Here is a 25,176-nt window from a genome sequence, read left to right on the forward strand (position 1 = left end):
TCACATAGCCCGCTCTGCTCCTCATAAAAACAGAAAAACACCCTCGAAAAGAACTAACAAAAGAAAGCTGAACAAAATTAAACAGATTCTGCAGGCGACCTTCGTTTCTTAAAGAACCTGTTCCTGCGGGTAGTTCACCAAATACAACGTTCCCGTAGCACGGGTAAAGGCAGTATACAGCCAGCGGAAATAATCGGGAGTCAGATACTCGTCCGTCATATAGCCCTGGTCAAGGAAAACATTCTTCCATTGTCCACCCTGCGCCTTATGGCAAGTCACGGCATAAGCGTACTTCACCTGCAAGGCATTATAATAAGAATCGGTCTTCATCTTCTTCATCCGTTCGCGTTTCACCGTTATATCCGCATAATCTTCAAGAACAGCGTAAAAAAGCCGGTCATTGTCCGCTTTAGGCAATGCAGGAGCATCACTGTGCAAGGTATCCAGCAAGAGATTTACTTCCAACTCAAAATCATTGTAGTCGGGAAATGCCAAGGTTACATCGGCAAAGCGAAAACCATATAGTTCACGGGTACGGCGCACCCGGCGCACTTCGGCAATCTCGCCGTTGGCTATGAAATCGGGAACCTGTGCCACCGCCTCCTTTTTCTCCCCGCCACGCAGCATGTCCGCCCGAAGCTGCTCCGTCCAAAAATAGTTATTTTTCGCCACCATCAGCAAGTCGCCCGTATTCAGTTCGTCTTCCCGCCAAAGAATCTGGGCACGAATACCGTTATTATAGATATTCGCCCGCTTATTGGAGCGGCATATCACGATTGTTTCATCCGGTCCGTCATGATCGTAACACGCTTCGAGCACGTCTATCAACTCATTGCCCGGCAATACTTTTATATCTGCAAAACCCGCCACCCTTATCTTCGGCAATGCCCCGCAAGCATCTTCGGCTATCAATTGCCGCAACCGGGTAGCGTTCCACAGTATGCCCGATTGTTGTTCCTGTCGAACGACCTGAGTCAAATCCGTCTCCTGCACCTCCAACCCGTATCCTCTCAAAGCGTCCGCCCAAAGAGCAGGGCTTTGCTCCTCGCCCACCGGCGGAAGCTGTGCCGTATCGCCCATCAGCAAAAGACGGCATCCCGCACCGGAATAGACGAACTGCACCAAATCGTCCAGCAAACGTCCCGTCCCGAACGATGCTCCCGACAAACCGTCGTTGGAAATCATCGATGCCTCATCCACGATATACAGCGTATGATTTGTTAAATTGTCGTTCACGGAAAAATTGTCCGTCTCATTGGAAAACGATTGCTGCCTATAGATTTTTTTATGAATTGTAAACGCCGGATGTCCCGCATAAACAGAAAACACCTTTGCCGCCCGCCCCGTCGGAGCCAGCAATACCACCTTCTGTTGCAACTTATCCAACGTCCTGACCAAAGCGCCTACCAACGATGTCTTACCCGTTCCGGCATAGCCACGAAGCAGGAAAACCGCCTCATTATGGGGCGCCAAAAGGAACTCTGACAAAGATTTTATTGCAATTTCCTGCTCCGAAGTTGGTTGATAAGGGAAATTTTCCTTAATTTGCCTTTCTAAATAGTTATTTATCATTTTTGTAATAGAAAAAAAGTAACGGGAACTGTCGTTTTTAAATTTATTTCTTTTATTTTTGCGGTGCGAATATAACAACTAAAAAACATATTTATCATGAAAACAGTATTTAATATCGTTTTAGGCTTATGCGCCGTGGCATTGGTTTATATCTGCTATGCCAGCATCATGGGTCCTATAAACTTTGAAAAAGCCAAAAAGCAGAGAGACGCGGCAGTTATCGCACGCTTAATGGACATCCGTAAAGCACAGTTGGAATATCGTGGCTTGCACGACCAACAATACACTGCCAACTTCGATACACTGATTGACTTTGTTAAGAATCAGAAACTCCCGTTCATCTTCAAACAAGGAGAATTGGACGACAAGCAGCTGGAAGAGGGTTTGACAGAAAAGAAAGCCATCAACATCATCAATAAAGCCAAGAAAACCGGCAACTATTCGGAAGTAAAGAAATGGGGATTGGAAAACTTCAAGCGTGATACAATGTGGGTAGCCGTATTGGATACAATCTTCCCGAAAGGCTTCAATGCAGACTCCATGAGATATGTTCCTTTTGGAAACGGTGCACAATTCGAGATGGCCATCCGCAACGATACGGCTAAATCGGGTGCTCCTTTCTGCCTGCTCGAAGTCAAGACTCCGTATGAAGTATATCTGAACGGTCTGGACGTACAGGAAATCGCTAACCTGAAAGACGTTCAAACTAAGTTGGGCAAATACTCCGGCTTGATGATCGGTAGTTTGGAAACTGCCAACAACAATGCCGGTAACTGGGAATAATCCACCGACACACGTATGATAGAAAAGACTGATTTTAGTAAATCGGAACAATATACATTATCCATCCGTCTCAGTACGGATGGATTTTCTTTTTCTATATTCAACCCTTTGGGCAACGGTACGTTTTCCTTCTATGAACGTGCGGTAGACCCCTCTTTATCGCTTACTGCCAACCTCAGACAAGCGCTTCGGGAAGAGGAATGGCTGGGTTCCCCGTTCCGCCGTGTCAATGTACTCATGGCAAACAAACGCTTTACGTTCATTCCCTTGGAATTTTTTGAAGACGAACAGATAGAAACCGTATTCTATCATAACCATTCCAGGCAGGAGAACGAGCTGGTGCAATACAACATTCTGCGCAACAACAATATAGTCGTACTATTCGGAATGGACAAAAGCACCTGTTCCCTGTTGTGCGAACAATATCCCGACATCCGTTTCTACTCCCAGGCAAGCCCGTTTATCGAATACTTTGCCGCCAAAAGCCGTTTGGGCAACTGCCGGAAAATGTATGTACACCTACGCAAGGAAACCGTAAACATATACACTTATGAACGCGGACGGTTGACATTCGCCAATCTCTTTGCCTGCAAAGAGGTAAACGACCGCATCTACTACATCCTTTATATATGGAAACAACTCGGCATGGAACAGGAGCGCGACGAACTGCACCTTACAGGCGAACTCTCCGATAAAGAGCAACTGTTGCCCGAACTGAGAAAATTCATCCGGCAGGTATTCATCATGAACCCTGCCGCTAATCTTGACCTACAAGCCATTCACTTATGCGAGTAATCAGCGGAATATATAAAAGAAGACGCTTTGACGTGCCCCATACCTTCAAGGCGCGCCCCACTACGGATTTTGCCAAAGAAAACCTGTTCAATGTACTATCCAACCATATCGATTTTGAAGAAGGCGTACGTGCCCTCGACCTGTTTGCCGGCACAGGAAGCATCAGCATAGAACTCGTGTCCAGAGGTTGCGACCAAGTGGTCAGCATAGAGAAAGACCGTGACCATTACGCCTTTATCTGCAAAGTGATGCAAGAGTTGAAAACCGACAAATGCCTGCCTGTCCGCGGTGATGTGTTCAAATACATACGGAGTGGCCGCGAACAATTCGACTTCATCTTTGCCGACCCGCCTTACGAATTAAAAGGATTGGAAACCCTGCCCGACCTGATTTTCGAGAACGGCCTCCTGAAAGAAGACGGCCTGTTTGTCTTGGAACATGGAAAAACGGACAATTTTGAAACCCATCCTCACTTTGTGGAAAGAAGAGTATATGGCAGCGTAAACTTCTCCTTTTTCAAATGAGGTTTGGGAAGCGTCACAACAGCGGCGCCAGCAAGCGCACCATGCTTTCCGCCGCCTTGCGATACCACGGGCGTTTTTCCCAATTCTTGGCGAACACCTGTACGCACTCCCGCTGATCCTGTAAGAATATCTCACGCATCTGAAGGGCGGTTTCCGTATCGTATATAAATGTATTCACCTCAAAATTATGCTCAAAGCTGCGGAAGTCGACATTTGTAGACCCTACCGTAGACAATTCATTGTCCGAAACCATCAATTTGGAGTGCAGAAAACCTTTTTTATAAAAATAGACTTTCACCCCTGCCCTTAACGCTTCCGCCAGATACGAACAAGACCCTAAATGCGTCAGCCTGTTGTCCGCACGATAAGGAAGCATCAGGCGCACGTCGACTCCCGCCAAAGCAGCCGTCTGCATGGCAACGGCGACCGCTTCCGTAGGAAGAAAATAAGGAGTCTGTATATAGAAATATTTCCGTGCACCGGTTATTGCCATGACAAGCCCCTGCATAATCTCTTTCCAGGGACCTATCGGCTCACTCGTCACAATCTGCGCCAACGAACTGCCGCAATTATCCACTTTCGGGAAGTAACGGGCAGATGTCATCAAGGTGCGATCCACAAAATACCAGTCGAGCAGAAAGGCAGTCTGCAAACCGTGCACCGCTTTGCCCTCCAGCAGCACGTGCGTATCCCGCCAAATGCCCCAAGAGAACCCGCGCATATAGCGTTCTGCCAGGTTCATACCGCCTACAAAGCCGATACGCCCGTCAATCACTACAATCTTACGGTGGTTACGATAGTTCACCTTACTGGTAAACAAAGGAAAGCGGACCTTCAGAAAGCTGCGCACTTCCACTCCCGCCTCACGCATCTGTTCATAAAAACGATGAGGGACATGCCAGCATCCCACATCGTCATAAATAACGCGCACCTCCACTCCCTGCCTTACCTTATCTATCAGCACATCCCGCACCATACGGCCGATGGCATCATCCTCAAAGATATAGAACTCCATGTGGATGTGCCTCGTAGCTTTCTGCAACTCGCGCAGCAAGGACTGAAGCATGGAAAGCCCCCGCGTATAGACCTCCACGCGGTTTCCATCGAAAGGAAAAGCCTGATTAGTGTTACGGAACAGGGAGATAAGACGGCTATAGTTCATCGGAAGCATGCACGACTCTTGGGCAAGATATTCCGCCATCGGCTTTTTCAGCAGGCGGTTGTAGCTCTTCTTTCCAATGATGCGTTCGCGCCGTTGGCTCCTGCCGAAAAAGAAGTAGAACACAAGCCCTACGACCGGCAGAAACATCAACACCAGTATCCACGCCATCGTCTTTACCGGATTACGGTTATCGAGGATGATAACCGTAATTGTTCCGATAATGGCGCCAAAATAGATTATATCGAATGCTACCGTGGCAATCAGGCCGGCAATGAAGTTCCAATCAAACATACATTTGTCATAAAGAGTAAAACAAATGTATGAAAAACAAAGGAACTTCCGCCACCTGTTACATTGATTAACATTAGAACGGACGGTGTCCTCCGCCAAATCCGCCTCGGGGACCGCCCGGACCGCCGAACCCTCTCCTGCCCTGCGTGCTTTCGCGTGCAGACTTGCTGCCAAAGATGTTCAGGCGATAAATAAAGTGCAACATACAATAGCTGTTGATGCCATTATAAGAAGACACCGAACGCGCGTCTGCCGTCAGCGAACGGCTGATATTGCTCTGTTGCTTCAGGATGTCGTACATTTCAAAGCTTACGGTAGCCGCGCCTTTCAGGAAAGACTGCGACAACTGGGCATTCCAAATCAGTTCGTTACGATTCATGCTGCTGTCCCTATACCCGCGACGGCTCTGGTTGGTGATATTGGTAGAGAGCGTCATCTTCCACGGCATCGTGATGTTGGTCAGAGCGCCGTAAGAGAAAGTGTAAGGTTCCTGATTGTTCTCCGGACGCAATTTGCTGCGTTCGGCAGTATAGGAGACAGAGCCGTTCAGCCCGAATTCAAACCAGTCGTTGCGATAAGCACCATTCAGCCGCTCGCTCAACGTAAGTCCGGTGGTAGTGTTCTTATCATCCGCCTTCGTATCGTTGTTATACAGGAAAGCCACATTGTTGTTGTAATTGATATTGGAGAAAGAGTTTATCGTGAACTTCTTGTTCTTCAGTGCCGTATTAAATCCAAACATACCGAAAGCATTCCAATTGCCATTGATGTTCTTCGGTATGGTGGTCCGCGCACCGGTCTGCTCATTATATATCGTACTGTTGCTGATGCTGTTCTGCGTGGCAGAGAAGTTGACATGCGTCATAATGCCGCGCTGCAACTCCGCATTATATGTATTATAGAACAAACGCATGGTGTGCGTAAAGGCAGGCTTCAAGCCGGGATTACCCACCCTGATATTCAACGGATTGGAGTTATCGACAATCGGCAACAGGTTTTCCATGCCGGGCTGGCTGCTGCGTCCGCGATACATAAGGCGCAGCTGGCTCACTTTGGAGAAGCGGTAGCGGAAATCAACGTTCGGAGCAAAGTTAAACACATTGCGCGCCGTATCAATCATGTAATCACCGCGTTTGTAGGAGAGCACCGAGTGCTGCGGCTGGAAAGAGACTCCTGCGCTCAACTGATATTTCTGGCGGAGGAAACGCAACGCCACCGACGCGTCATGATTATAGTACCTGTATTCCGCATATTTGCCCAGGCTATCCACCGAATGCGTCTCATAGCCGGAAGGCAACGGCCCGTTGATGTCCCATTCGGGAAAGCCCAACATGTCAAACGTAGTCTTGTCGCTCTCGCTATACTGGTATTGGAACTGATAGCTGAACTGCAAGAAAGTGGCCTTGGCAATAGGTTCGCTGTACGTCACCTGGGCACTATAGTTATAATTGTTGGTGGGGGTTGTGATGTATTGGTTACGATACAGCACGGAGTCCCCGCCCGTTATGGCGCTCAATATCTGATAATAGCGCGTTTCCGACTGCGTATATTGGTTGTTGTCGTTGTCGCCATAGCCGAAACGCCCGCGGAAAGTGATGTTGCGTCCCCTGTCATTCAGCTTTCTGTTCAACTGCAAGGTAGCCGATGTAGAGATGCTCTTGCTCTTATTCAAAGAAGCCGAGTTCGTGGCATTGACGCGGATATCTTCCAAGTCGGAGTCGTCCTCCTCCATCCGGTCGAAATCGAGGAAATCATTCGGATTGGCAACACGGGTATACGGGTCTGCATTGAACGTTCCCGACTCCGAACCGGACGCGTTATTCGTTCTGCCATAAGAGAAATTCGGACGGAAAATGATGTTTGTCATCGAGTCCGGTTTCCACTCCAGGCGGAAGTCCGCATTGAAGTCCACACCCTTGTTCTTATTGAGCGAATTGGAATTGGAATACGAATTCCCGTTTTGCAGGAAGCGCTCGGAAGAGTTGGAGCTGATAATGTCCGCACCTTTATAATTATAGCGTGCGCTACCGCCCACCTCCAGCTTGGACGTCTCTACGGCAAAGTTCGCACCCAGCGTCTTGGTGGCTGTCAGGCCGTTGTTCCTACGCCAACGCGGACCGCCGCCCCCGCCCGAGAATCCCTGGTCGTTGACATTATTTGCCGACCCGATGAGAGAGAACTGCATCTTATCCACAAAATGGTTCAACATCATACGTGCCATATAACGGTCTTCCGTGCCGTAAGCGGCATCGGCGTTGCCGAACCATCCCTTGTTCATGCCCTTCTTCACAGTGAGGTCGAGCACCGTTTCCTCCTCACCGTCGTCTATACCGGTGATGCGTGCCAGGTCCGACTTCTTATCGTAGGTTTTCAGCTTGTCAATCATGTCGACAGGCAAGTTCTTCAAGCCGGTCTTCACATCACCGCCAAAGAACTCCTTGCCGTCTACCATAATCTTCTTCAGCTCCTTGCCGTTAATCTTCACATTGCCGTCATCATCAATTTCCGCGCCGGGAAGCTTCTTGACCAGCTCTTCCAGCATCGCGCCTTCCGGAGTGCGGTAGGCGGAGGAGTTATACATCAGCGTGTCTTCCACCACCTGCACCTGCGGCGCCTCGGCAGTAATCACCGCTTCGGAAAGCATGATGGCATCCGTTTCGAGCGTCACCGTGCCTACGTTCTTGTTCAGCACATTGGCATAAAGATGCAGAGGGATAAACTTATTCTTAAAACCGATATAGGAGACTTTCAATACATACTTTCCGGCACTCACCTTCGGCAAGGTGAAATAGCCGTTTCCCGTAGTGGCACCGCCGGCAGCATAAGCACTGTCCGGCAACGACAGCAACTGAACAGTAGCTTGCACCGCAGGTTCGTTCGTATCCTCAACCACACGGCCGGAGACGGTAATGTTTTTTGTTTGCGCAAAAGCGGAGAATGTCGCTGCCAGCAGCAACACGGTTCCGGTGATAATTCTTTTCATGCCCTGTTTTCTAAATGATCCACAATATTTATTTGTAACTGCTTCATTTGACGAACTTACGGGCAAAAGGTTTAACGGCACCGGAAGATTGATTTCATCCAATCACCGTCCGCCCCGCTTAAACAACTGGTCGACAACAGCTTTCTTTATGCCAAATTCAAGGCAAAGCACATTTATAATCAGGAATATCAGGAAAGAAGAAGAGTCAACAGACATCAAATCGCCTTTTGCCACCCGATAGAGCATGCTGCCGAAGATGAAAAGCACCGTCAGGAACATGGCGTTGCGCGTAGCCTTGTTGCGTATCTTCTCCACCTCCTCACATTCGCCTTTCGCCAAGGCAAACAGTATCATCAATGCCCCCAGCATCATCAGAAGTTTGGAACACTCTCTATAAAACAGCAGGTTGGCATCTGTCACCTTGCCCATCATCGCCATCAGGAACGGCAGGAACAAAGCCGCCGCAATCACACAATATCCAAGCGGACGACAACATACGGGAAGTAAAGCTTTCATTTGGATTTCAGAATTATGGTTTATGATTTCAGAATTCAGATTTCAGATTTATGATTTCGGAGACTGTTTGAATTTTCTTCGAAATGTTCTCCTACGGCATCCTCCCAAGCCCCTTTCCAGCCTGTCTTCCTCTTTCTATCCATCGCATGCCCCTCTATGCTCCTCATAAAGCCCGCCATGCCCCTTAATAAAAACAGGAAACCATCCTCGAAAAGAACTCCCGGAAGAATGCCGGACAAAATTCAGACCGGCTCTTATTTTCGTGAAGCAAAGGTAGCATTTATTGTCGAAAGAACTATCTTTGCCCTGCAATAAATCAAAAAACAGCAATTTTCTCATGAGCAGACAAGAAGTAATCCTTTGCGAAGAACTCGAAAGCAGCCTGACGCACGCCATTGAAAAGTGTCCTCACGACAAGCTCTTTATCCTTACCGACGAACATACCCATCGTCTTTGCCTGCCGCAGGTGCGGTGTATCCCGGCGCTGCAAGACGCCGCCGAAATCATTATCGGGGCGGAAGACGTACATAAGAACCTGGAAACCTTGGCTGCCGTGTGGCAAGCCCTGAGCGAGCAGGGAGCCACCCGCCATTCGCTGCTGATAAACCTGGGCGGCGGCATGGTGACCGACCTCGGCGGTTTTGCCGCCTCCACCTTCAAACGGGGCATGGCATATATCAACATCCCCACCACCTTGCTTGCCATGGTGGACGCATCGGTAGGCGGAAAAACAGGCATCAACTTCAACGGGTTGAAAAATGAAATCGGGGTCTTTGCGCCTGCCGCCAGCGTGTTGCTGGAAACGGAATTCCTGCGCAGCCTCGATGCCCGTAATTTCTTCTCCGGATATGCCGAAATGCTGAAGCACGGGCTTATCAGCACTCCGGACCATCTGGCGGAAATACTGTCGTTCGATACGGAAAACATCGACTACACGCTCCTCAAAGCAATGGTAGGGCGCTCCGTCCATGTGAAAGAAGACATCGTGGAGCAAGACCCCAAGGAACTTGGCATACGCAAGGCGCTCAACCTCGGGCATACCGTAGGACATGTTTTCGAGAGCCTTGCCTTGGCGGAGAACCGTCCGGTGCTGCACGGATATGCCGTAGCGTGGGGAATCGTATGCGAACTTTATCTCTCGCACATAAAAACGGGATTTCCCAAAGAGAAGATGCGCCGTACCATCCGATTCGTCAAAGAGAATTACGGCGCCTTCGCCTTCGACTGCAAGCAATATGACCGCCTCTACGAACTGATGCGGCACGACAAGAAGAACACCGCCGGCATCATCAACTTCACGCTGCTTAAGGAGGTGGGCGATATCTGCCTGAACCAAACGGCAGACAAGGAAACGATATTCGAAGTCTTTGACTTTTACCGGGAATGCATGGGGCTGTAAGCAGCTCCACGACATCAGACAAAAGCGCAAAGGAGACAGAAGGAGTTATCGCCCTTAACTCCTTCCAATCCCGACTCCTCTAAGAGCCTGTTTAAATTTTGTTCAGCCTTCTTTTGAGCGTTCTTTTCGAGGATGTTTTTCTGTTTCATGAGGAGCATAGCGGGCTATGTGACGGATAAAAAGAGGAAAACAGGCAGGAAGGAAACTCAAAAGAGACCGAAGGAAAACTTTTTGAAGAAAGAGAGTGTGTCGAAACACCTCAAATACACAAATCACCCCTACCATAGATGTGGCAGGGGTGATCTGGTTAATAAGAGAGTTTCGAAACACCCTCATGCGTTGGCTTAATTCCGTCTATATACTCTTAACGTATGCTACAAACCGGTTTCGGCATCTGCCCGGCGCTGAATGGCGGGCGGCTTACCGCAGCATGGCGAGCGCCTTGTTTTCGGCGGCTTCCATAATCTCCCGTTCGCCCGGACCTTTGTCGTTGATGCCGCAAAGATGCAGGATGCCGTGGATGATGACGCGGTGCAGCTCACGCTCGTAGTCGCTTCCGGCAAACTGTTCGGCATTGGTGCGCACCGTGTCAAGGCTGATGAAGAGGTCGCCGCTCAGGCGGTTTCCTTCGCAATAGTCGAAGGTGATGATATCCGTATAGTAATCGTGCCGGAGATACTGGCGGTTCACTTCGATAATCTTCTCGTCCGAGCAGAAGATATAGGCGATTTCACCGACTCTTTTCCCGTAAGCGGCGGCCACCGCCTTGATCCACTCCGTGGTTTCGCGCTTCTTGATGGCGGGCATTTCAACACCGTCTGTCTGGTAAGTTATCATATTGTTTTAGGGTTTTGGTTGGTTGTTTTTGTTCAGCATATAGAGATATGGGGGAAGCAGAGGAGGGCTTTCTTTGTTGCTGTTTTTGGGGGACACGGACGTAGATACAGAGGGGAGTTGTTGTCTTCGTTCGGTTCTCTCTCTTTTTCTTTAACCGCTCTCTTTGCTTTAATATCCTCGTTTCGCTTTATATCCTCATCTTACTTTACATCCTCTTTATGCTTTTATTCTCTTATCCTCTTATTCTCTTTTGCTCCTTTTGTGTCTCCGCGTCCCTGCGTCTCCGTGTTTTAAAAGAAAAACATGTAACTGATAATGATGGCGGCTATGATGCCCGAGAAGTCGGCTATCAGGCCGCAGGTAACCGCATTGCGGGTTTTCGTGATGCCTACGCTGCCGAAGTAGACGGCGAGGATATAGAACGTGGTGTCCGAAGCACCGCGCACCACGCAGCTCATGCGTCCGGCAAAGGAGTCGGCGCCATATTGCTTCATGGTATCTATCATCAGCCCGTTCGCCCCGCTGCCGCTTAGCGATTTCATCAGCGCAGTGGGCAGTGCATCCACAAAGCCGGTGTCTACACCGAACAGCCCGACGACATAGCCGATGCCGTTCACTATTATATCCATCGCTCCCGAAGTGCGGAAAACGGCGATGCCGACAAGGAAAGCCACCAGGTAGGGGATGATGCGTATGGCAGTGGTAAATCCTTCCTTGGCACCTTCGATGAAAGCGTCGTATACATTGATTTTCCTCCACAATCCCCACAGGATGAAAAGCAGGATGATGGAGAAAAGTATGATATTGGCAACCAACGTGGAGTAGACGCCCATTTCTTCGCGGCTTATCCGGGTGAACAGGTAAATCAATCCGGCAAAGAAGAGGCTGATGCACCCGATCAGGATAAGGATAGGCTTGTTCAGCAGGTTTATCCGCTGCGAAATGCTGACGGCGGTCACGCCGACAATGGTAGAGATGGCGGTGGTGATCAGCGTAGGGATGAAAATGTCCGTAGGCTGCGCGGCGCCCATCTGCGAGCGGTACATCATGATGCTGACGGGTATCAGTATCAGTCCCGACGTGTTCATCACCAGAAACATAATCATGGGGTTGGTGGCGGTGTCTTTTTGGGGGTTCAGTTCTTGCAGCTCTTTCATGGCTTTCAGCCCCATGGGAGTGGCAGCGTTGTCAAGCCCCAGCATGTTGGCGGAAAGGTTCATGAAGATGGAGCCCATGGCGGGATGCCCTTTGGGTATTTCCGGGAAGAGCCGGCAGAAGACGGGGCTGAGCCAACGCGAGAGCGCATTGATCATTCCGCTGTTCTCGCCGATTTTCATGATGCCCAACCATAAGGACAGGATGCCGGTCAGTCCCAACGATATCTCGAACGCAGTCTTTGAGGAGTCGAATGTGGAGGTGACAAGTTCCGTAAAGATTCCTGTGTCGCCCATGAACAGGAGTTTGCAAAGTGCCACAACGAAAGCGATTACGAAAAAAGCTACCCAGATGTAATTTAAAACCATGTGTCCTTATCTTTCTTTGTCGCAAAATTAAAGATAACTTTTCATAGTTTCTATAGATTTGTTGTATTTTTGTGCTTTGGCAAAGTAATTCAAGTATATGTAAATCAAAAGGTGAGTGATGGACAAGAAAGAAGTGGCAACTGCCGTTGCGGATATCCGAAACGACTTGGAGAGCTATATCGACCCGGTGAAAAGGGATTTCCTGCCCCGTTTCTTCAAGACAGGCAAAGGGCAGTATGGCGAGGGTGACAAGTTTTTGGGGGTAGTGGTTCCGAACACCCGTTTGGTGGCGAAGCGGCATAAGGATGCCCCTTTCGAAGTGATGGCGGAACTGTTGCAGAGCCCGTGGCACGAGTGCCGGCTTTGCGCCTTGCTGATGCTGGTGGAGCGTTTCAAAAAGAGCGATGAAAAGGGAAGGAAACTTATCTACGACTTCTATCTTTCGCAAACGGCACGCATCAACAACTGGGATTTGGTGGACCTGTCCGCCCCCTACATTGCGGGGGAATATCTGAAAGACAAATCCCGCGAAGACCTTTATCGGCTGAAAGACAGTGGCTTGCTTTGGGAACAACGCATCGCGGTAGTCTCTACTTATACGCTTATCAAAAACGGCGATTTCATCGATATTCTGGCACTGTCGGAACATTTCGTCACTTACGCCGCATCCCATGCAGGCAAACTGCACGACCTGATGCAGAAAGCGGTGGGCTGGATGCTGCGTGAAATGGGCAAGCGGGATAAAGACCTGCTGGTGCAGTTCCTTGAGAAATATTGTAAGGTGATGCCGCGGACAATGCTGCGCTATGCCATTGAGAAATTCCCGGAAGAAGAGAGGAAGGAGTTTATGAAACGTTGAAAGATTTCTCTATCTTTGTCGTTGTATATATTGAATTTTAATGGAACAAGAAGATTTTAACATACGCGAGCACCAGTTGACCAATAGAGAGCGTGACTTTGAGAACGCGCTCCGCCCGTTGAGTTTCGAAGATTTCAGCGGACAGGACAAGGTGGTGGACAATCTGCGTATTTTCGTGAAGGCAGCCCGTCTCAGAGGAGAAGCTTTGGACCATGTGTTGCTTCATGGTCCTCCCGGATTGGGGAAAACCACGCTTTCCAATATCATAGCCAATGAACTGGGAGTGGGTTTCAAGATTACTTCCGGTCCGGTGCTCGACAAGCCGGGCGACCTGGCGGGTGTGCTTACCAGCCTGGAACCGAACGATGTGCTGTTCATCGATGAAATACATCGGTTGAGCCCCGTAGTGGAAGAGTACCTCTATTCGGCTATGGAAGACTACCGCATCGACATCATGATAGACAAAGGCCCGTCGGCGCGGAGCATACAGATTGATTTAAATCCGTTCACGTTGGTGGGCGCTACCACGCGCAGCGGTCTGCTGACGGCTCCGTTGCGTGCCCGTTTCGGTATCAACCTTCATTTGGAATATTACGATGATGATGTGCTGGGCAGTATCATCCGCCGTTCGGCAAGCATACTGGATGTGCCCTGCTCTGTAAGGGCGGCTTCGGAGATTGCAGGACGCAGCCGGGGCACGCCGCGTATTGCCAACGCTTTGTTGCGCCGTGTGAGGGACTTTGCGCAGGTGAAAGGTTCGGGCAGCATCGATACGGAGATTGCTAATTTCGCACTCGAAGCGCTCAACATCGACAAATACGGCCTGGATGAGATAGACAATAAGATACTTTGCACGATTATCGATAAGTTCAAGGGCGGTCCGGTAGGGCTGACCACCATTGCTACGGCTTTGGGCGAAGACGCGGGCACAATCGAAGAGGTGTATGAACCGTTTCTGATAAAGGAAGGCTTCCTGAAACGTACTCCTCGCGGGCGCGAAGTGACGGAACTGGCTTACAAACATTTGGGAAGGAGTCTTTACAGCAGTCAGAAGACGTTGTTTGATAATGACAGATGACCGGTGGTATAGACTGTTTCCGGTTGAACAGGGGCGAGGTTTATCTGAAGGAACTGCTTCCGCAGGCAGAACTTGATGCGCTGGCGGGAGCAGGCAAAGGCATGCGATAGAATATAAACTGGAATTGTCGTAAAACAAAGAAGTATAGAATAACGTGGCTGGATTGAAATCATTGGCAAAAGAGACTGCCATCTATGGGTTGAGCAGTATAGTGGGGCGCTTCCTCAACTATCTGCTGGTGCCTGTGTACACCACGGCGTTGTCTGCGCAGTCGGGCGGCTATGGTGTGGTGACGAACATTTATGCGTGGGTGGCATTGCTGCTGGTGTTGCTGACGTGCGGTATGGAGACAGGCTTCTTCCGCTTCGTCAATAAAGGCGAGGACGACCCGATGCGTGTGTATTCCACCACGCTGCTCAGTGTAGGTGCCGGTGCGCTGGCATTCCTTGCTTTGGGACTGTTGTTTCTGCAACCCATTGCCAACTGGCTGGAGTATGGAGAGCATCCCTGGTATGTGGGGATGATGATGATTGTAGTGGCGATGGATGCCATTCAAAGCATTCCCTTCGCCTATTTGCGCTATAAGAAGCGTCCCCTTAAGTTTGCGGCGCTCAAATTGCTGTTCATATTCCTGAACATCGCGCTCAATCTGGTTTATTATGTTTGGATGAAAGGCGATGATGTGGCGTATGCCTTCCTCTTTAATCTGGTGTGTACCTCTACCATTATGCTTTGCATGTTGCCGGAACTGCGCGGCTTTGCATACGTGCTGGACAGGCAACTGTTGAAACGGATGCTTGCCTACAGCCTGCCGTTGCTGGTACTGGGCATTGCGGGTATCCTGAACCAGGTGGCGGATAAGATTATCTTTCCCTTTGTCTATCCCGATGAGGTGGAAGCCACCGTACAGCTCGGCATCTATGGAGCCGCCAGCAAGATTGCAATGGTGATGGCGATGTTGACGCAGGCTTTCCGCTATGCCTACGAACCTTTCGTTTTCGGCAAGAGCCGCGATAAGGACAACCGCCAGATATATGCGCAGGCGATGAAGTTTTTCATCATCTTTACGCTGCTTGCTTTTCTTGCCGTGGTGTTCTACCTGGACATTCTCCGCTACATCATCGGGCGCGACTATTGGGCAGGGCTGCGGGTCGTTCCTATCGTAATGGCTGCGGAAATCTTCATGGGCATTTATTTCAATCTCTCTTTTTGGTACAAGCTGATTGACGAAACACGCTGGGGAGCCTATTTCTCGTTGATAGGCTGCAGCGTGCTGGTGACGATGAATGTCCTGCTCATTCCGAGGTTCAGCTACATGGCTTGCGCATGGGCGGGATTTGCAGGCTATGGCGTTGCCATGTTGCTCTCTTACTTCATCGGCCAGAAGAAATACCCCATCCGGTATGACCTGAAGGCGATAGGAAGCTATGTGCTGTTGGCTGCGGTGCTTTATGCTGTTGCAGAATATGTGCCGGTTGAGAACATTTGCCTGCGTATGGCGTTTCGTACATTGTTGTTATGCGTGTTTATAGCCTATGTTGTAAAGCGCGATTTGCCGCTTGGCCAGATACCTGTCATTAACCGTTTTATCCGAAAATAGATTTAGCTTATGAAACAGCCTGTCAATTCTTCTAACAGAAACACATTTGTAATCAAGAATTTCCTGAGAGAGTATCTTGATTTACGCAAGGATAAAGACAATGAGTACCAGACGGTAGACTCCATCCGTAAGGGAGTTGAGTTTAAAGGAGCCAATTTGTGGATTCTGATATTCGCTATCTTTATGGCCTCGCTCGGCCTGAATGTCAATTCTACTGCTGTAATTATCGGCGCGATGCTTATCTCGCCGTTAATGGGGCCTATCATGGGGGTGGGACTATCGGTCGGTCTGAACGACTTTGAACTGATGAAGCGTTCGCTGAAAAGCTTTCTGATAACCACGCTGTTCAGTGTCACCACGGCTACCGTGTTCTTTTTGGTCAGCCCGGTTGCCGAGGGACAGTCGGAGCTGCTGGCGCGCACTTCACCTACGATTTATGACGTATTCATCGCGCTAATGGGCGGTCTTGCAGGCGTAGTGGCACTCTCCACGAAAGAAAAAGGGAATGTGATTCCTGGTGTCGCCATTGCTACGGCATTGATGCCGCCGTTGTGCACGGCAGGTTACGGACTGGCAACGGGCAATCTGATTTATTTCCTTGGCGCATTCTATCTTTATTTCATTAATTCCGTATTTATCAGTCTGGCTACTTTTATCGGCGTGCGGGTGATGCACTTCCAGCGCAAAGAGTTTGTGGATAAGAATCGTGAAAAGACAGTGCGGAAGTATATCGTGCTGATAGCCGTCCTTACGATGTGCCCTGCCGTGTATCTTACGGTAGGGATTATCCGGGATACTTTCTTCGAAGGTGCCGCCAACCGTTTTGTGAACGAACAGCTTGCCTTTGAGAATACGCAAGTGCTGGACAAGAAGATACGGCATGAAGGGAAGAACCATGAGATACGTGTGGTCTTGATAGGACAGGAGGTGCCGGAAGCTTCTATCGCCATAGCCCGCAGCAAGATGAAAGATTATAAACTGGACAACACCAAACTGGTTGTGCTTCAGGGAATGAACAACGAGTCGCTGGATATCTCTTCTATCCGTGCCATGGTCATGGAAGATTTTTACAAGAACAGCGAACAGCGCCTGGTGGAGCAGAAACAACAGATATCTTCGTTGGAAAAGGACTTGGAACAGTATAAAAAGTACGATGAATTGGGCAAAAAGATTATTCCCGAGTTGAAGGTGCTTTATCCTTCCGTGAAGTCGGTTTCTCTCTCTCATGCGCTTGAACTGACGGTCGATTCGGCACGGATAGATACGGTGACATTGGCTGTCTTGAAGTTCGGCAGGCACCCGGACGCTCATGAAAAAAAGAAGATGACCGAATGGCTGAAAGCGCGTACGGGTTCCAGGCAGTTGAGGCTGATTGCGCAATAATAAAGTAAAGGACGATATGAAACCGAGGCTCGTAATCGTAGCCGTTTGCTGCCTGCTCGCATTGACGGTACAAGCAGACGAAGGCATGTGGATGCTGGGCAATCTGAATAAACAGACGCGCCGCGCAATGAAGGAACTCGGCTTGCAGATGCCGGCAGATAAGTTGTACAGTTCCGGGCGTCCCTCATTGAAAGATGCCGTCGTCAGTTTCGGCGGTTTCTGTTCGGGAGTGGTGGTGTCGGAAGACGGATTGGTATTTACGAACCATCATTGCGGCTTCAACAGTGTCCGGCAGCACTCTTCCGTGGAGCATGATTATCTGAAGGACGGTTTTGTGGCGCATAGCCGCGGCGAAGAGTTGCCGAATCCGGAGCTTTATGTCCGTTTCCTGTTGCGCACGGAAGATGTCACGCGCCGCGTACTTGGTGCGGTAAAGCCGGAAATGACCGAGCCGGAACGTTCCGCTGCCGTGGATTCGGTGATGTTTGCCATCAGCGAAGAAGTGGCGCATGAAGACTCTACGTCTGTAGGGGTTGTGGATGCGTACTATGGCGGCAATGAGTTTTGGTTGTCTGTCTATCGCGACTATAATGATGTCCGGCTGGTGTTTGCGCCGCCTTCCTCGGTGGGGAAGTTCGGATGGGATACGGATAATTGGATGTGGCCGCGCCATACGGGCGATTTCTGCGTGTTTCGTGTCTATGCCGATAAGGACAACCGTCCGGCGGATTATTCGCCGGAAAACGTCCCTTTTCATCCCGAATACGTGGCTCCCGTTTCTCTTGACGGCTATAAGGAAGGCTCTTTCTGCATGACATTGGGCTATCCGGGCAGGACGGAGCGTTACCTCTCTTCGTTCGGCATCGAGGAAATGATGAATGGTACCAACCGGGCACAGATTGATGTACGCGGTGTCAAGCAGGCAATCTGGAAGCGTGAGATGAACAGGAGAGACAGCATCCGCATAAAATATGCATCCAAATATGACGAAAGCTCCAATTATTGGAAAAACAGCATCGGGGTGAACCGCGCCATACGGAAACTGCATATTCTGGAGAAGAAGCGTGCTTTGGAGCAGGAACTCCGCCGCTGGATACGGCAGACACCCGAGGAGCGCGCGAAGTTGTTGCGGTTGTTTCCCGATTTGGAGTTGGATTATAAAAACGCGCGTGAAGCCAACCGTGCATTGGCATACTTTGCCGAAGCTTTCCTGAATGGTCCCGAATTGATACAACTGGCACTGTCCGTTTTGAATTTTGATTTTGAAGGAGAACCCAAAGCCGTTGCCGCCAATCTGAAAGCGATTGCGGAGAAGTATGCCAATCTGGATTTGGAAATCGACAAGGAAGTCTTTACGGCTATGCTGGAAGTGTATCGTTCGAAGGTCGGTCCCGCCTATTTGCCGGAGTTTTACGATACGATTGCCGTCCGGTACGGCGGCAATGGCAAAGCCTATGTAGACAGCCTGTATGCCGGTTCGGAACTGGTCACTTCCCGCGGATTGAGACGTTTCCTGGAGCGGGACACTACCTATCGCCTCTATGATGACCCCGCCATAAACCTGGGCATCGACCTCATTGGCAAGATGTTCGAAATCAATATGCAGACGAGAGAAACTGCCGTGAATATAGCCCGCAACGAGCGTTTGCTGAATGCTGCCGTACGCAGGATGTACTCTTCGCGCAACTTCTATCCGGACGCTAATTCCACCATGCGTTTGAGTTTCGGCACGGTATGCGGGTATGCTCCGTTTGACGGTGCCGAATACGGCTATTATACCACAGCCGGGGGTATTCTTGAAAAAGTGAAAGCCCATGCGGGCGATGTGGACTTTGAGGTGCAACCGGAAATCCTTTCCTTGCTCTCCGGCGGTGATTTCGGCAAATATGCCGCTGAAAAGGGCGAAATGAACGTCTGCTTCATTTCCAATAACGACATAACCGGGGGCAATTCGGGAAGCGCCATGTTCAATGCAAAAGGCGAGCTTCTCGGGCTGGCTTTCGATGGCAATTGGGAAGCGATGGGCAGTGATATCCTCTATGAACCGAAGATGCAGCGTTGCATCGGGGTCGATGTACGCTACATCCTGTTCATGATAGAGAAATACGGCAAAGCCGGACATCTGATACGGGAGCTGAAAATAGCTTCCGGGAAATAACCGTTTATTTCTTCTTCGGAGTCCGTTTTGCCCAACCCTCTTCGCTGAAGTCGGGTTCTACATCCTTAAATTCGTTGTTCCCTTGGAAGAACTGTTTCCAGTCGTCTTTTTTACCGCGTGCTTTGGTGTAACCCCGTTCTTCGCGGCTGGGTTTGCTCTTTTTCTTGTCGGCGGCATATTCCGCCTTATCGTTTCGTTTGCCGGCAGATTCGCTGCGGCGGTCGTCTTTGCCGCTTCGTTTTTTGCCGCCGGACTCTTTCTTGCCACGGTTTCCGCCTTCGCTTCTGCGCTTTCCTTTGGGAGCGTCTTTCCCTTCTTCTCCGGCAATTTCCACAGAGACCTTACGACCGTTCCAGTTGCTACGGTTCAAGGCTTTTACAACGTTTCCTGCCTCTTTCTCTTCCACTTCGAAGAAAGAGAACTTCTGCATCAGGTCAATGCGTCCCAGCTCGATACGTCCGCGGGTATTGCTGTTCAGAAGGGTAATCAGTTCGTGGGGGAAGAAATTGTCCATCTTGCCGAGATTGATGAACAGGCGTTTGAATCCCGGTGCCGCCTTGCGGGCACTGCCGCCGCGTTCGCCGTTTTTGGCGCTGCGTTCGCCGCCGGTGGCAATCTCTATCTCTTCGCGGTCACGATAGTAATCCAGGAAACGGTTGAACTCGAGGGAAACCATGCGCTTAATCAGGTCCTCTTTGCTCAGCCAGTCCAGCTTGCGGTAGATGTCGGGCATGAAATCGCTGATTTCGTCCTCGTTCACTTTCACCTTCTCGAGTTCGTCGATTACTTTCAGCAGCTGCTTCTCGCAGATTTGCTTGCCGGTAGGCATCTCTCCGGGGATGAACTTCTTGCCGATGATACGTTCTATCTCACGCATCTTGCCTTTCTCGCGCAGGTTGATGATGGCAATGGATGTACCTGTTTTTCCGGCACGTCCCGTACGTCCGCTGCGGTGCGTGTAGCTTTCGGTGTCGTCGGGCAAACCGTAATTGATGACATGGGTCAGGTCGTCGACGTCCAGGCCGCGTGCGGCAACATCCGTAGCCACCAATAGTTGCAGGTTGCGTATGCGGAATTTCTGCATCACGGCATCGCGCTGTGCCTGGCTCAGTTCGCCATGCAGGGAGTCTGCGTTGTAGCCCTCCTGCATCAGTTTGTCGGCTATCTCCTGCGTCTCCTTGCGTGTACGGCAGAAGATGATACCGTATATCTGCGGATAATAGTCTGCGATACGCTTCAGGGCGGCATATTTATCTTTGGCATGGACGGTGAAGACCACGTGCTTCACATTGTTCGTGCCCTCGTTCTTGCGTCCGATGGTAATCTCTTTTGCGTTATTCAGGTATTTCTTGGAGATACGTGCTATTTCGGGGCTCATGGTAGCGGAAAACAACAGCGTGTTGCGCTCTTGGGGCACGTCTGCAAGAATGGCATTGATGCTGTCCGTAAATCCCATGTTCAGCATCTCGTCCGCTTCGTCCATGACTACGTTCTGGATTGTGGCGAGCGAAACGGTTTTGCGCTCCATAAGGTCGAGCAGGCGTCCCGGAGTGGCAACGATGATGTGCACTCCCCGTTTCAGGGCGCGTATCTGGCTCTCGATAGAAGAGCCGCCGTATACGGGCAATACCCGCAGCCCGTCGATGTATTTGGAATAATCATTCAAGTCGCCTGCTATCTGCAAACAAAGTTCGCGTGTGGGGCAAAGAATAAGTGATTGGGGAATTCTGTTGTTGACGTTAATTTTCTGTATAAGCGGCAGACCGAACGCTGCGGTCTTTCCTGTTCCTGTTTGTGCCAGTGCTACTACATCATTATTTTCTCCTAAAAGGTAAGGGATTACTTCCTCTTGTACCGGCATGGGACACTCATATCCCATTTCTTCAATGGCGCGGCGTATCTCCGGCGACACACCGAGCTCTTCAAATGTTTTCATTAAATCTTTGTATATCTATATATTTCGGGTGCAAAGATACGAATTTTTTTTAGTTATGAACGATAACTGATGCTACAGTTTCCTTATAATACGCGACTTTTCCGTTTCAGGGAGTTATCGGAAGTTGTCGTAGTTGTCAGGACTTAAAGGGGGGGGAAGGGGGGAAAGGAGTCAGAGGGGTTAAGTGAGTTGCAGGAGTCAGGAGAGTTAAAAGGAGTTACAGGAGTTAGAGCCGATACTCTTGTGTATGACATTGTTACAGAAGTATCGGCTCTAACTTCCAAGCCGACTTGGCGGCTGATAACTCCTTTTAACTCCCCTGACTCCTGTAAATGAAAAAGCCGTAACCTCACAACGGCAATTCCCTTCAATGAAAGAGCCGTAAGCAAACAGGCTCCGTTTCATGACAAAAAGGCGGCAGAACCGCCTTTTTGCTTACTCCCGTCCCTGCACCTTGCTTCCGAAACAGAAGCGCCTTGCATAAAACGCGGATGGATATGCTCCTTTTCCCGATAAATATGCGCTGTTTATGCGGAAAACGTTTTTTTCTCCCGTCGGACACAAGCGTTCCTGCCGAGGGATGCCAGTGTCTGTGGCGAGGGACACTAATGTTTGTCACAATAGACATTATTGTCTGTCACGATAGACATTAATGTCCATTACGAGCGGCATTAATGTCCGTCATCACAAACACCGATATCGGGCAGACGGGATGCCCGCACAGGGCATTTCCGATGCTTTTCCGCGCTGGTTGGTTTGTAAGGATTTCGCTATTGCGCTATATGTGTGCAAGATAAGTGTTTTTCGTTTCGTTTTTTCCGGCCAATCGTACCTTGGGGCGGAAATAAACGATTCTAAGGCGCCGGAAAATGCAGATTGTCAGAAAGCCGAGTATGCCGGCACTCTCTGTCCGGCGGAGCGGGCGGGGAACGTTCATTCTCCGGTAAGCAGAATCCCTTTCAGTTTCTTTATCTCGTCCTTGCTCAGCCCGATGCCTTTCTGCAGGTAAGTGGCGATATCCCCGTATTGGCGCTCCGCTTCGTCTTTGGCGGCGTTCAGGAAGTCTTCGCGTGCCGAAAACAGCGTGGTAATGGCTTCCTGCGAACGTGTCGGCAGTTGATAGGCATCTTTAGACGCGCTCGGGATGTTGAAATAGTCGTTGCTCAACCGGTAGTCTTCCATGATTATGTCCTCGTTTACCCCCAGTGTGGCAAGCACCAATGCGGCAACGATGCCCGTACGCCCCTTGCCGGAAGAGCAGTGGACAACTACCGGATAATTCTTCTTGTCCAACAGGATATCGAATATCTGCCGGTACTCCTTGGTATATCTGCCTATCAATGCACGGTTCATCCGTTCCACCATGCGGTAGACGGTATCGCATTTTATCTTTTCTTCCCGTATTCCCTTCAATATCCTTCTCATGTTTCCGGCGGCAAGCGGGATGTGCACGACATTGAACCCTTTTTGCAGGGGCGGGCGGTTGCCTTTCTCCGACGAAGACCGCAGGTCGATAATCGTTTTGATTCCAAGGTTCTTCAGCTCCTTGCGCGAGTAGCATTCAAGGCTGTCTATCTCTGCCGAGCGGTAAATCATCCCCCAGCGCACGTGTTTTCCGGAGGAGTAGGAAGGATAGCCGCCCAAGTCGCGGAAGTTCTGTATGCCGGGAATGTTGACATTGCGCGTGGCTATCTTTACACGGTATTTGTCACCGAACAGAAGCGTATAATAATAACGTTTGGCAGGATTGTCCGGAATGATGGTCATCCTTAAGTCTGAAATGTCCGTTGCGGCTATGGGATTGTCTTCCGGAATGCAGTCAGGGTCGGTCGAAGCATATACCTTTACATTTCCTTTGATGAGGGGCGCCATTTCCCATTTCACGATACAGTTCCCTACGTTGTTTTCTTCGCATACAACGGATATATGCGGGGCTGTTCCGCTGCAAGAGGGAAGCAACACGGCAAGGGTAAGCAATTTCAACAGACTTTTATACATAATGCGTAAACATTCTAACTGTCGTTTACGGCAAATATATGTTTTTTCGTTACAGGTTATGCAGCAGGCATGGAGGTTTTATGATTATTTTAAGTTTCGCAAGGAAACGGGAGATAAAGGACGGGCGGAGAGGAGCCCGTCAGCTGTTGCACCCGTCTTTTGAAATCCTCTCCGCAAACTCGTACGACACCGAGTTGCTGTAGCTTTTGCACACTTCTGCGGCAAACTCCATGCCGTATCGGATAATCCTGTCCCACTTGGCTTCGCTGATTGTATTCAGGTCGTCATGGCGGACGTCATATTTCAGCAAACCGTAGATGATGCCCGCGTTGAAGTTGTCGCCCGCTCCGATGGTGCTTACGGCTTTCAACGGCGGTATGTCGTATTCTTTGGCAATTGAGGCGGTGCGGAGCGTAATCTTTTCCGCTCCTGCCGTGCACAGGAAGTTGGGGCAATAGAATTTTATCTTGTCCCTGTATATCTTCTCTGCATCGCGCAGGTTGTACATATAGTAGAAGTCTTCCCGGGAGCCGCGTACGATGTCGGCATATTCCAGGTTCTCGATGATGGTCGGCGCCAGTTTTATGGCTTCTTCCTTGTGGGAAGAGCGGAAGTTCGGGTCGTAATATACGATGGCTTTCTTTTCGCGCGCCTGCTCCAGCAGTTCCAATACCTTTTCGCGCAGCACGGGGTTCAACGCATAGTAAGAGCCGATGACAACGATGTCGTCTTCTTCCAGTTTGGGGTAGACGACGTCCAGCCGCTGTTTGGGGTAATCTTTATAGAAGATGTATTCGGCGTCGCTGTCGTCGTCCAGGAAAGCGAGCGATACGGGAGACTTCCCGTCCGGAAATACATTGACGTGGTCTGTGGAGATACGGTTGTCCCGCATGAACTTGAGGATGATATTGCCCACGTGGTCGTTGCCCGTCTCGCTGATGAAACAGATGGGAACGCCCGCACGGCTCAACGAGACAATCCCGTTGAACACAGAGCCGCCGGGAACCGCCGCCGAGGGCTGCTCGTTGCGGAAAATCACGTCTAATATCGTTTCTCCGATGCCGATTACTTTACGCATAACGATCTTGATTTTTCTCCGAGGTAACCGCCGTGATGGCGCTTGGAGTAGTCTTCGATGGCAAATCCGGTTCTCTGCATGGTTTGTACCACCAGGATGTCTCCTATAACGGTCATTACCGTTGTCGAAGTGGTGGGAGTCATGCCCAATACGCACACTTCCTTGGGGCTTCCGGTGCTGAGGCATACATCCGATTCCTGTGCCAGCGGGCTCTCCGGATTTCCGGTGATGACAATAAACTTCAGTTCCGGGTTCAGGTTGTGTGCCAGCTGTGTCAACTCCACAATCTCGCGTGTCTTGCCCGAATTGGAGATGAGCAGCAACAGGTCGTTTTCCTGCAGGATGCCCAAATCGCCGTGTTGTGCCTCGCTGGGATGCAGAAATACGGAAGGGATGCCGGTGGAGCAGAAGGTAGTAGCAATATTCATGGCTATTTGTCCTGCCTTGCCCATGCCGGAAGTTACCAGTTTCCCTTTTTTGCAGTGCACTTGCTCTACGATAAGCTCTACCGCTTTTTCGTAGGCGTCCGTTACGGGGATATTCAATACGGCTTGTGCTTCTTTCTGCAAAAGCTCTTGAATGGATGCTATCATTGTCTCAATTTTGGTTTATGGATTATAAGTTCGCAAATATCCGTAATTTTCCATAAACGGCAATAAGTTTTATTGTATTTTTGCGTCCCCAAATTGTTTGTAACGTAA

The 25,176-nt window shown here is 49.9% G+C and carries 19 protein-coding genes; 9 read left to right on the plus strand and 10 right to left on the minus strand.

Annotated elements, in window-relative coordinates:
* Positions 1 to 108: 108 nt before the first annotated feature.
* Positions 109 to 1,572, minus strand: a complete 1,464-nt coding sequence (locus QZ327_RS01425; protein WP_294616498.1) for an AAA family ATPase — start codon at positions 1,570 to 1,572, stop codon at positions 109 to 111.
* A gap of 96 nt (positions 1,573 to 1,668) precedes the next feature.
* Here QZ327_RS01425 and QZ327_RS01430 point away from each other — a divergent pair, with 96 nt between their 5' ends.
* From QZ327_RS01430 to rsmD, 3 genes are read left to right on the plus strand one after another with little or no spacing between them, the layout of a single operon-like run.
* On the plus strand, positions 1,669 to 2,355 hold the full coding sequence (locus QZ327_RS01430; RefSeq protein ID WP_294616500.1) for a hypothetical protein: 687 nt from the start codon (positions 1,669 to 1,671) through the stop codon (positions 2,353 to 2,355).
* A 15-nt stretch (positions 2,356 to 2,370) separates the two neighbouring features.
* The gene (locus QZ327_RS01435) at positions 2,371 to 3,150 is read left to right on the plus strand and encodes a DUF3822 family protein (RefSeq protein ID WP_294616502.1); all 780 of its coding nucleotides are present in this window, start codon (positions 2,371 to 2,373) and stop codon (positions 3,148 to 3,150) included.
* Positions 3,141 to 3,674, plus strand: a complete 534-nt coding sequence (gene rsmD / locus QZ327_RS01440) for a 16S rRNA (guanine(966)-N(2))-methyltransferase RsmD (RefSeq protein WP_294616504.1) — start codon at positions 3,141 to 3,143, stop codon at positions 3,672 to 3,674. Before QZ327_RS01435 ends, rsmD begins: the two co-directional genes overlap by 10 nt.
* Before the next feature lie 13 nt (positions 3,675 to 3,687).
* On the opposite strand, the gene cls is transcribed toward rsmD, so the two are convergent.
* The 3 genes from cls to QZ327_RS01455 form a co-directional block, all read right to left on the minus strand.
* Complete coding sequence (cls, locus tag QZ327_RS01445) at positions 3,688 to 5,127, minus strand: cardiolipin synthase (protein ID WP_294616506.1); 1,440 nt, start codon at positions 5,125 to 5,127, stop codon at positions 3,688 to 3,690.
* Positions 5,128 to 5,200: 73 nt separating this feature from the next.
* On the minus strand, positions 5,201 to 8,110 hold the full coding sequence (locus QZ327_RS01450; protein ID WP_294616508.1) for a TonB-dependent receptor: 2,910 nt from the start codon (positions 8,108 to 8,110) through the stop codon (positions 5,201 to 5,203).
* Between the two features lie 102 nt (positions 8,111 to 8,212).
* Positions 8,213 to 8,626 carry a hypothetical protein gene (locus QZ327_RS01455; protein WP_294616509.1) on the minus strand — a complete coding sequence of 138 codons (414 nt, stop codon included), beginning with the start codon at positions 8,624 to 8,626 and terminating at the stop codon, positions 8,213 to 8,215.
* A gap of 337 nt (positions 8,627 to 8,963) precedes the next feature.
* Here QZ327_RS01455 and aroB point away from each other — a divergent pair, with 337 nt between their 5' ends.
* The gene (gene aroB / locus QZ327_RS01460) at positions 8,964 to 10,025 is read left to right on the plus strand and encodes a 3-dehydroquinate synthase (RefSeq protein ID WP_294616511.1); all 1,062 of its coding nucleotides are present in this window, start codon (positions 8,964 to 8,966) and stop codon (positions 10,023 to 10,025) included.
* A 420-nt stretch (positions 10,026 to 10,445) separates the two neighbouring features.
* On the opposite strand, the gene ybeY is transcribed toward aroB, so the two are convergent.
* Positions 10,446 to 10,862 (minus strand): rRNA maturation RNase YbeY, encoded by a 417-nt coding sequence (gene ybeY, locus QZ327_RS01465; protein WP_294616512.1) that lies wholly within the window; start codon positions 10,860 to 10,862, stop codon positions 10,446 to 10,448.
* Between the two features lie 290 nt (positions 10,863 to 11,152).
* Complete coding sequence (locus QZ327_RS01470) at positions 11,153 to 12,385, minus strand: nucleoside recognition domain-containing protein (protein ID WP_294616514.1); 1,233 nt, start codon at positions 12,383 to 12,385, stop codon at positions 11,153 to 11,155.
* A gap of 118 nt (positions 12,386 to 12,503) precedes the next feature.
* On the opposite strand from QZ327_RS01470, the gene QZ327_RS01475 reads away from it, so the two are divergent.
* The 5 genes from QZ327_RS01475 to QZ327_RS01495 all read left to right on the plus strand — a co-directional run bounded on the left by QZ327_RS01475 (position 12,504) and on the right by QZ327_RS01495 (position 19,463).
* Entirely contained in the window at positions 12,504 to 13,244 is a 741-nt protein-coding gene (locus QZ327_RS01475) for a DNA alkylation repair protein (protein ID WP_294616516.1), read from the plus strand.
* A 40-nt stretch (positions 13,245 to 13,284) separates the two neighbouring features.
* Positions 13,285 to 14,322 carry a Holliday junction branch migration DNA helicase RuvB gene (gene ruvB / locus QZ327_RS01480; protein ID WP_294616518.1) on the plus strand — a complete coding sequence of 346 codons (1,038 nt, stop codon included), beginning with the start codon at positions 13,285 to 13,287 and terminating at the stop codon, positions 14,320 to 14,322.
* Positions 14,323 to 14,476: 154 nt separating this feature from the next.
* Positions 14,477 to 15,922 carry a lipopolysaccharide biosynthesis protein gene (locus tag QZ327_RS01485; RefSeq protein ID WP_294616519.1) on the plus strand — a complete coding sequence of 482 codons (1,446 nt, stop codon included), beginning with the start codon at positions 14,477 to 14,479 and terminating at the stop codon, positions 15,920 to 15,922.
* A gap of 9 nt (positions 15,923 to 15,931) precedes the next feature.
* Positions 15,932 to 17,305: a TIGR00341 family protein gene (locus QZ327_RS01490; RefSeq protein WP_294616521.1), complete on the plus strand. Its 1,374-nt coding sequence runs from the start codon at positions 15,932 to 15,934 to the stop codon at positions 17,303 to 17,305.
* A gap of 16 nt (positions 17,306 to 17,321) precedes the next feature.
* Complete coding sequence (locus QZ327_RS01495; RefSeq protein ID WP_294616523.1) at positions 17,322 to 19,463, plus strand: S46 family peptidase; 2,142 nt, start codon at positions 17,322 to 17,324, stop codon at positions 19,461 to 19,463.
* Between the two features lie 4 nt (positions 19,464 to 19,467).
* On the opposite strand, the gene QZ327_RS01500 is transcribed toward QZ327_RS01495, so the two are convergent.
* The 4 genes from QZ327_RS01500 to QZ327_RS01515 form a co-directional block, all read right to left on the minus strand.
* Entirely contained in the window at positions 19,468 to 21,399 is a 1,932-nt protein-coding gene (locus QZ327_RS01500; RefSeq protein ID WP_294616524.1) for a DEAD/DEAH box helicase, read from the minus strand.
* A 933-nt stretch (positions 21,400 to 22,332) separates the two neighbouring features.
* Positions 22,333 to 23,397, minus strand: a complete 1,065-nt coding sequence (locus tag QZ327_RS01505) for a tyrosine-protein phosphatase (RefSeq protein WP_294616526.1) — start codon at positions 23,395 to 23,397, stop codon at positions 22,333 to 22,335.
* Between the two features lie 139 nt (positions 23,398 to 23,536).
* On the minus strand, positions 23,537 to 24,475 hold the full coding sequence (locus tag QZ327_RS01510; protein ID WP_294616528.1) for a carbohydrate kinase: 939 nt from the start codon (positions 24,473 to 24,475) through the stop codon (positions 23,537 to 23,539).
* A complete protein-coding gene (locus tag QZ327_RS01515; RefSeq protein ID WP_294616530.1) occupies positions 24,463 to 25,068 on the minus strand; it encodes an SIS domain-containing protein in 606 nt (201 codons plus the stop codon). Before QZ327_RS01515 ends, QZ327_RS01510 begins: the two co-directional genes overlap by 13 nt.
* Positions 25,069 to 25,176 lie beyond the last annotated feature (108 nt).

The organism is uncultured Bacteroides sp., from assembly GCF_910578895.1.
In the GTDB taxonomy this organism is placed as follows: Bacteria; Bacteroidota; Bacteroidia; order Bacteroidales; family Bacteroidaceae; genus Bacteroides.

Bases quoted from the DNA above. Each gene is read 5' to 3' on its own strand.
- QZ327_RS01425 (WP_294616498.1), bottom strand. From the start codon at position 1,572: ATGATAAATAACTATTTAGAAAGGCAAATTAAGGAAAATTTCCCTTAT.
- QZ327_RS01430 (WP_294616500.1), top strand. From the start codon at position 1,669: ATGAAAACAGTATTTAATATCGTTTTAGGCTTATGCGCCGTGGCATTG.
- QZ327_RS01435 (WP_294616502.1), top strand. From the start codon at position 2,371: ATGATAGAAAAGACTGATTTTAGTAAATCGGAACAATATACATTATCC.
- rsmD (WP_294616504.1), top strand. From the start codon at position 3,141: ATGCGAGTAATCAGCGGAATATATAAAAGAAGACGCTTTGACGTGCCC.
- cls (WP_294616506.1), bottom strand. From the start codon at position 5,127: ATGTTTGATTGGAACTTCATTGCCGGCCTGATTGCCACGGTAGCATTC.
- QZ327_RS01450 (WP_294616508.1), bottom strand. From the start codon at position 8,110: ATGAAAAGAATTATCACCGGAACCGTGTTGCTGCTGGCAGCGACATTC.
- QZ327_RS01455 (WP_294616509.1), bottom strand. From the start codon at position 8,626: ATGAAAGCTTTACTTCCCGTATGTTGTCGTCCGCTTGGATATTGTGTG.
- aroB (WP_294616511.1), top strand. From the start codon at position 8,964: ATGAGCAGACAAGAAGTAATCCTTTGCGAAGAACTCGAAAGCAGCCTG.
- ybeY (WP_294616512.1), bottom strand. From the start codon at position 10,862: ATGATAACTTACCAGACAGACGGTGTTGAAATGCCCGCCATCAAGAAG.
- QZ327_RS01470 (WP_294616514.1), bottom strand. From the start codon at position 12,385: ATGGTTTTAAATTACATCTGGGTAGCTTTTTTCGTAATCGCTTTCGTT.
- QZ327_RS01475 (WP_294616516.1), top strand. From the start codon at position 12,504: ATGGACAAGAAAGAAGTGGCAACTGCCGTTGCGGATATCCGAAACGAC.
- ruvB (WP_294616518.1), top strand. From the start codon at position 13,285: ATGGAACAAGAAGATTTTAACATACGCGAGCACCAGTTGACCAATAGA.
- QZ327_RS01490 (WP_294616521.1), top strand. From the start codon at position 15,932: ATGAAACAGCCTGTCAATTCTTCTAACAGAAACACATTTGTAATCAAG.
- QZ327_RS01495 (WP_294616523.1), top strand. From the start codon at position 17,322: ATGAAACCGAGGCTCGTAATCGTAGCCGTTTGCTGCCTGCTCGCATTG.
- QZ327_RS01500 (WP_294616524.1), bottom strand. From the start codon at position 21,399: ATGAAAACATTTGAAGAGCTCGGTGTGTCGCCGGAGATACGCCGCGCC.
- QZ327_RS01505 (WP_294616526.1), bottom strand. From the start codon at position 23,397: ATGTATAAAAGTCTGTTGAAATTGCTTACCCTTGCCGTGTTGCTTCCC.
- QZ327_RS01510 (WP_294616528.1), bottom strand. From the start codon at position 24,475: ATGCGTAAAGTAATCGGCATCGGAGAAACGATATTAGACGTGATTTTC.
- QZ327_RS01515 (WP_294616530.1), bottom strand. From the start codon at position 25,068: ATGATAGCATCCATTCAAGAGCTTTTGCAGAAAGAAGCACAAGCCGTA.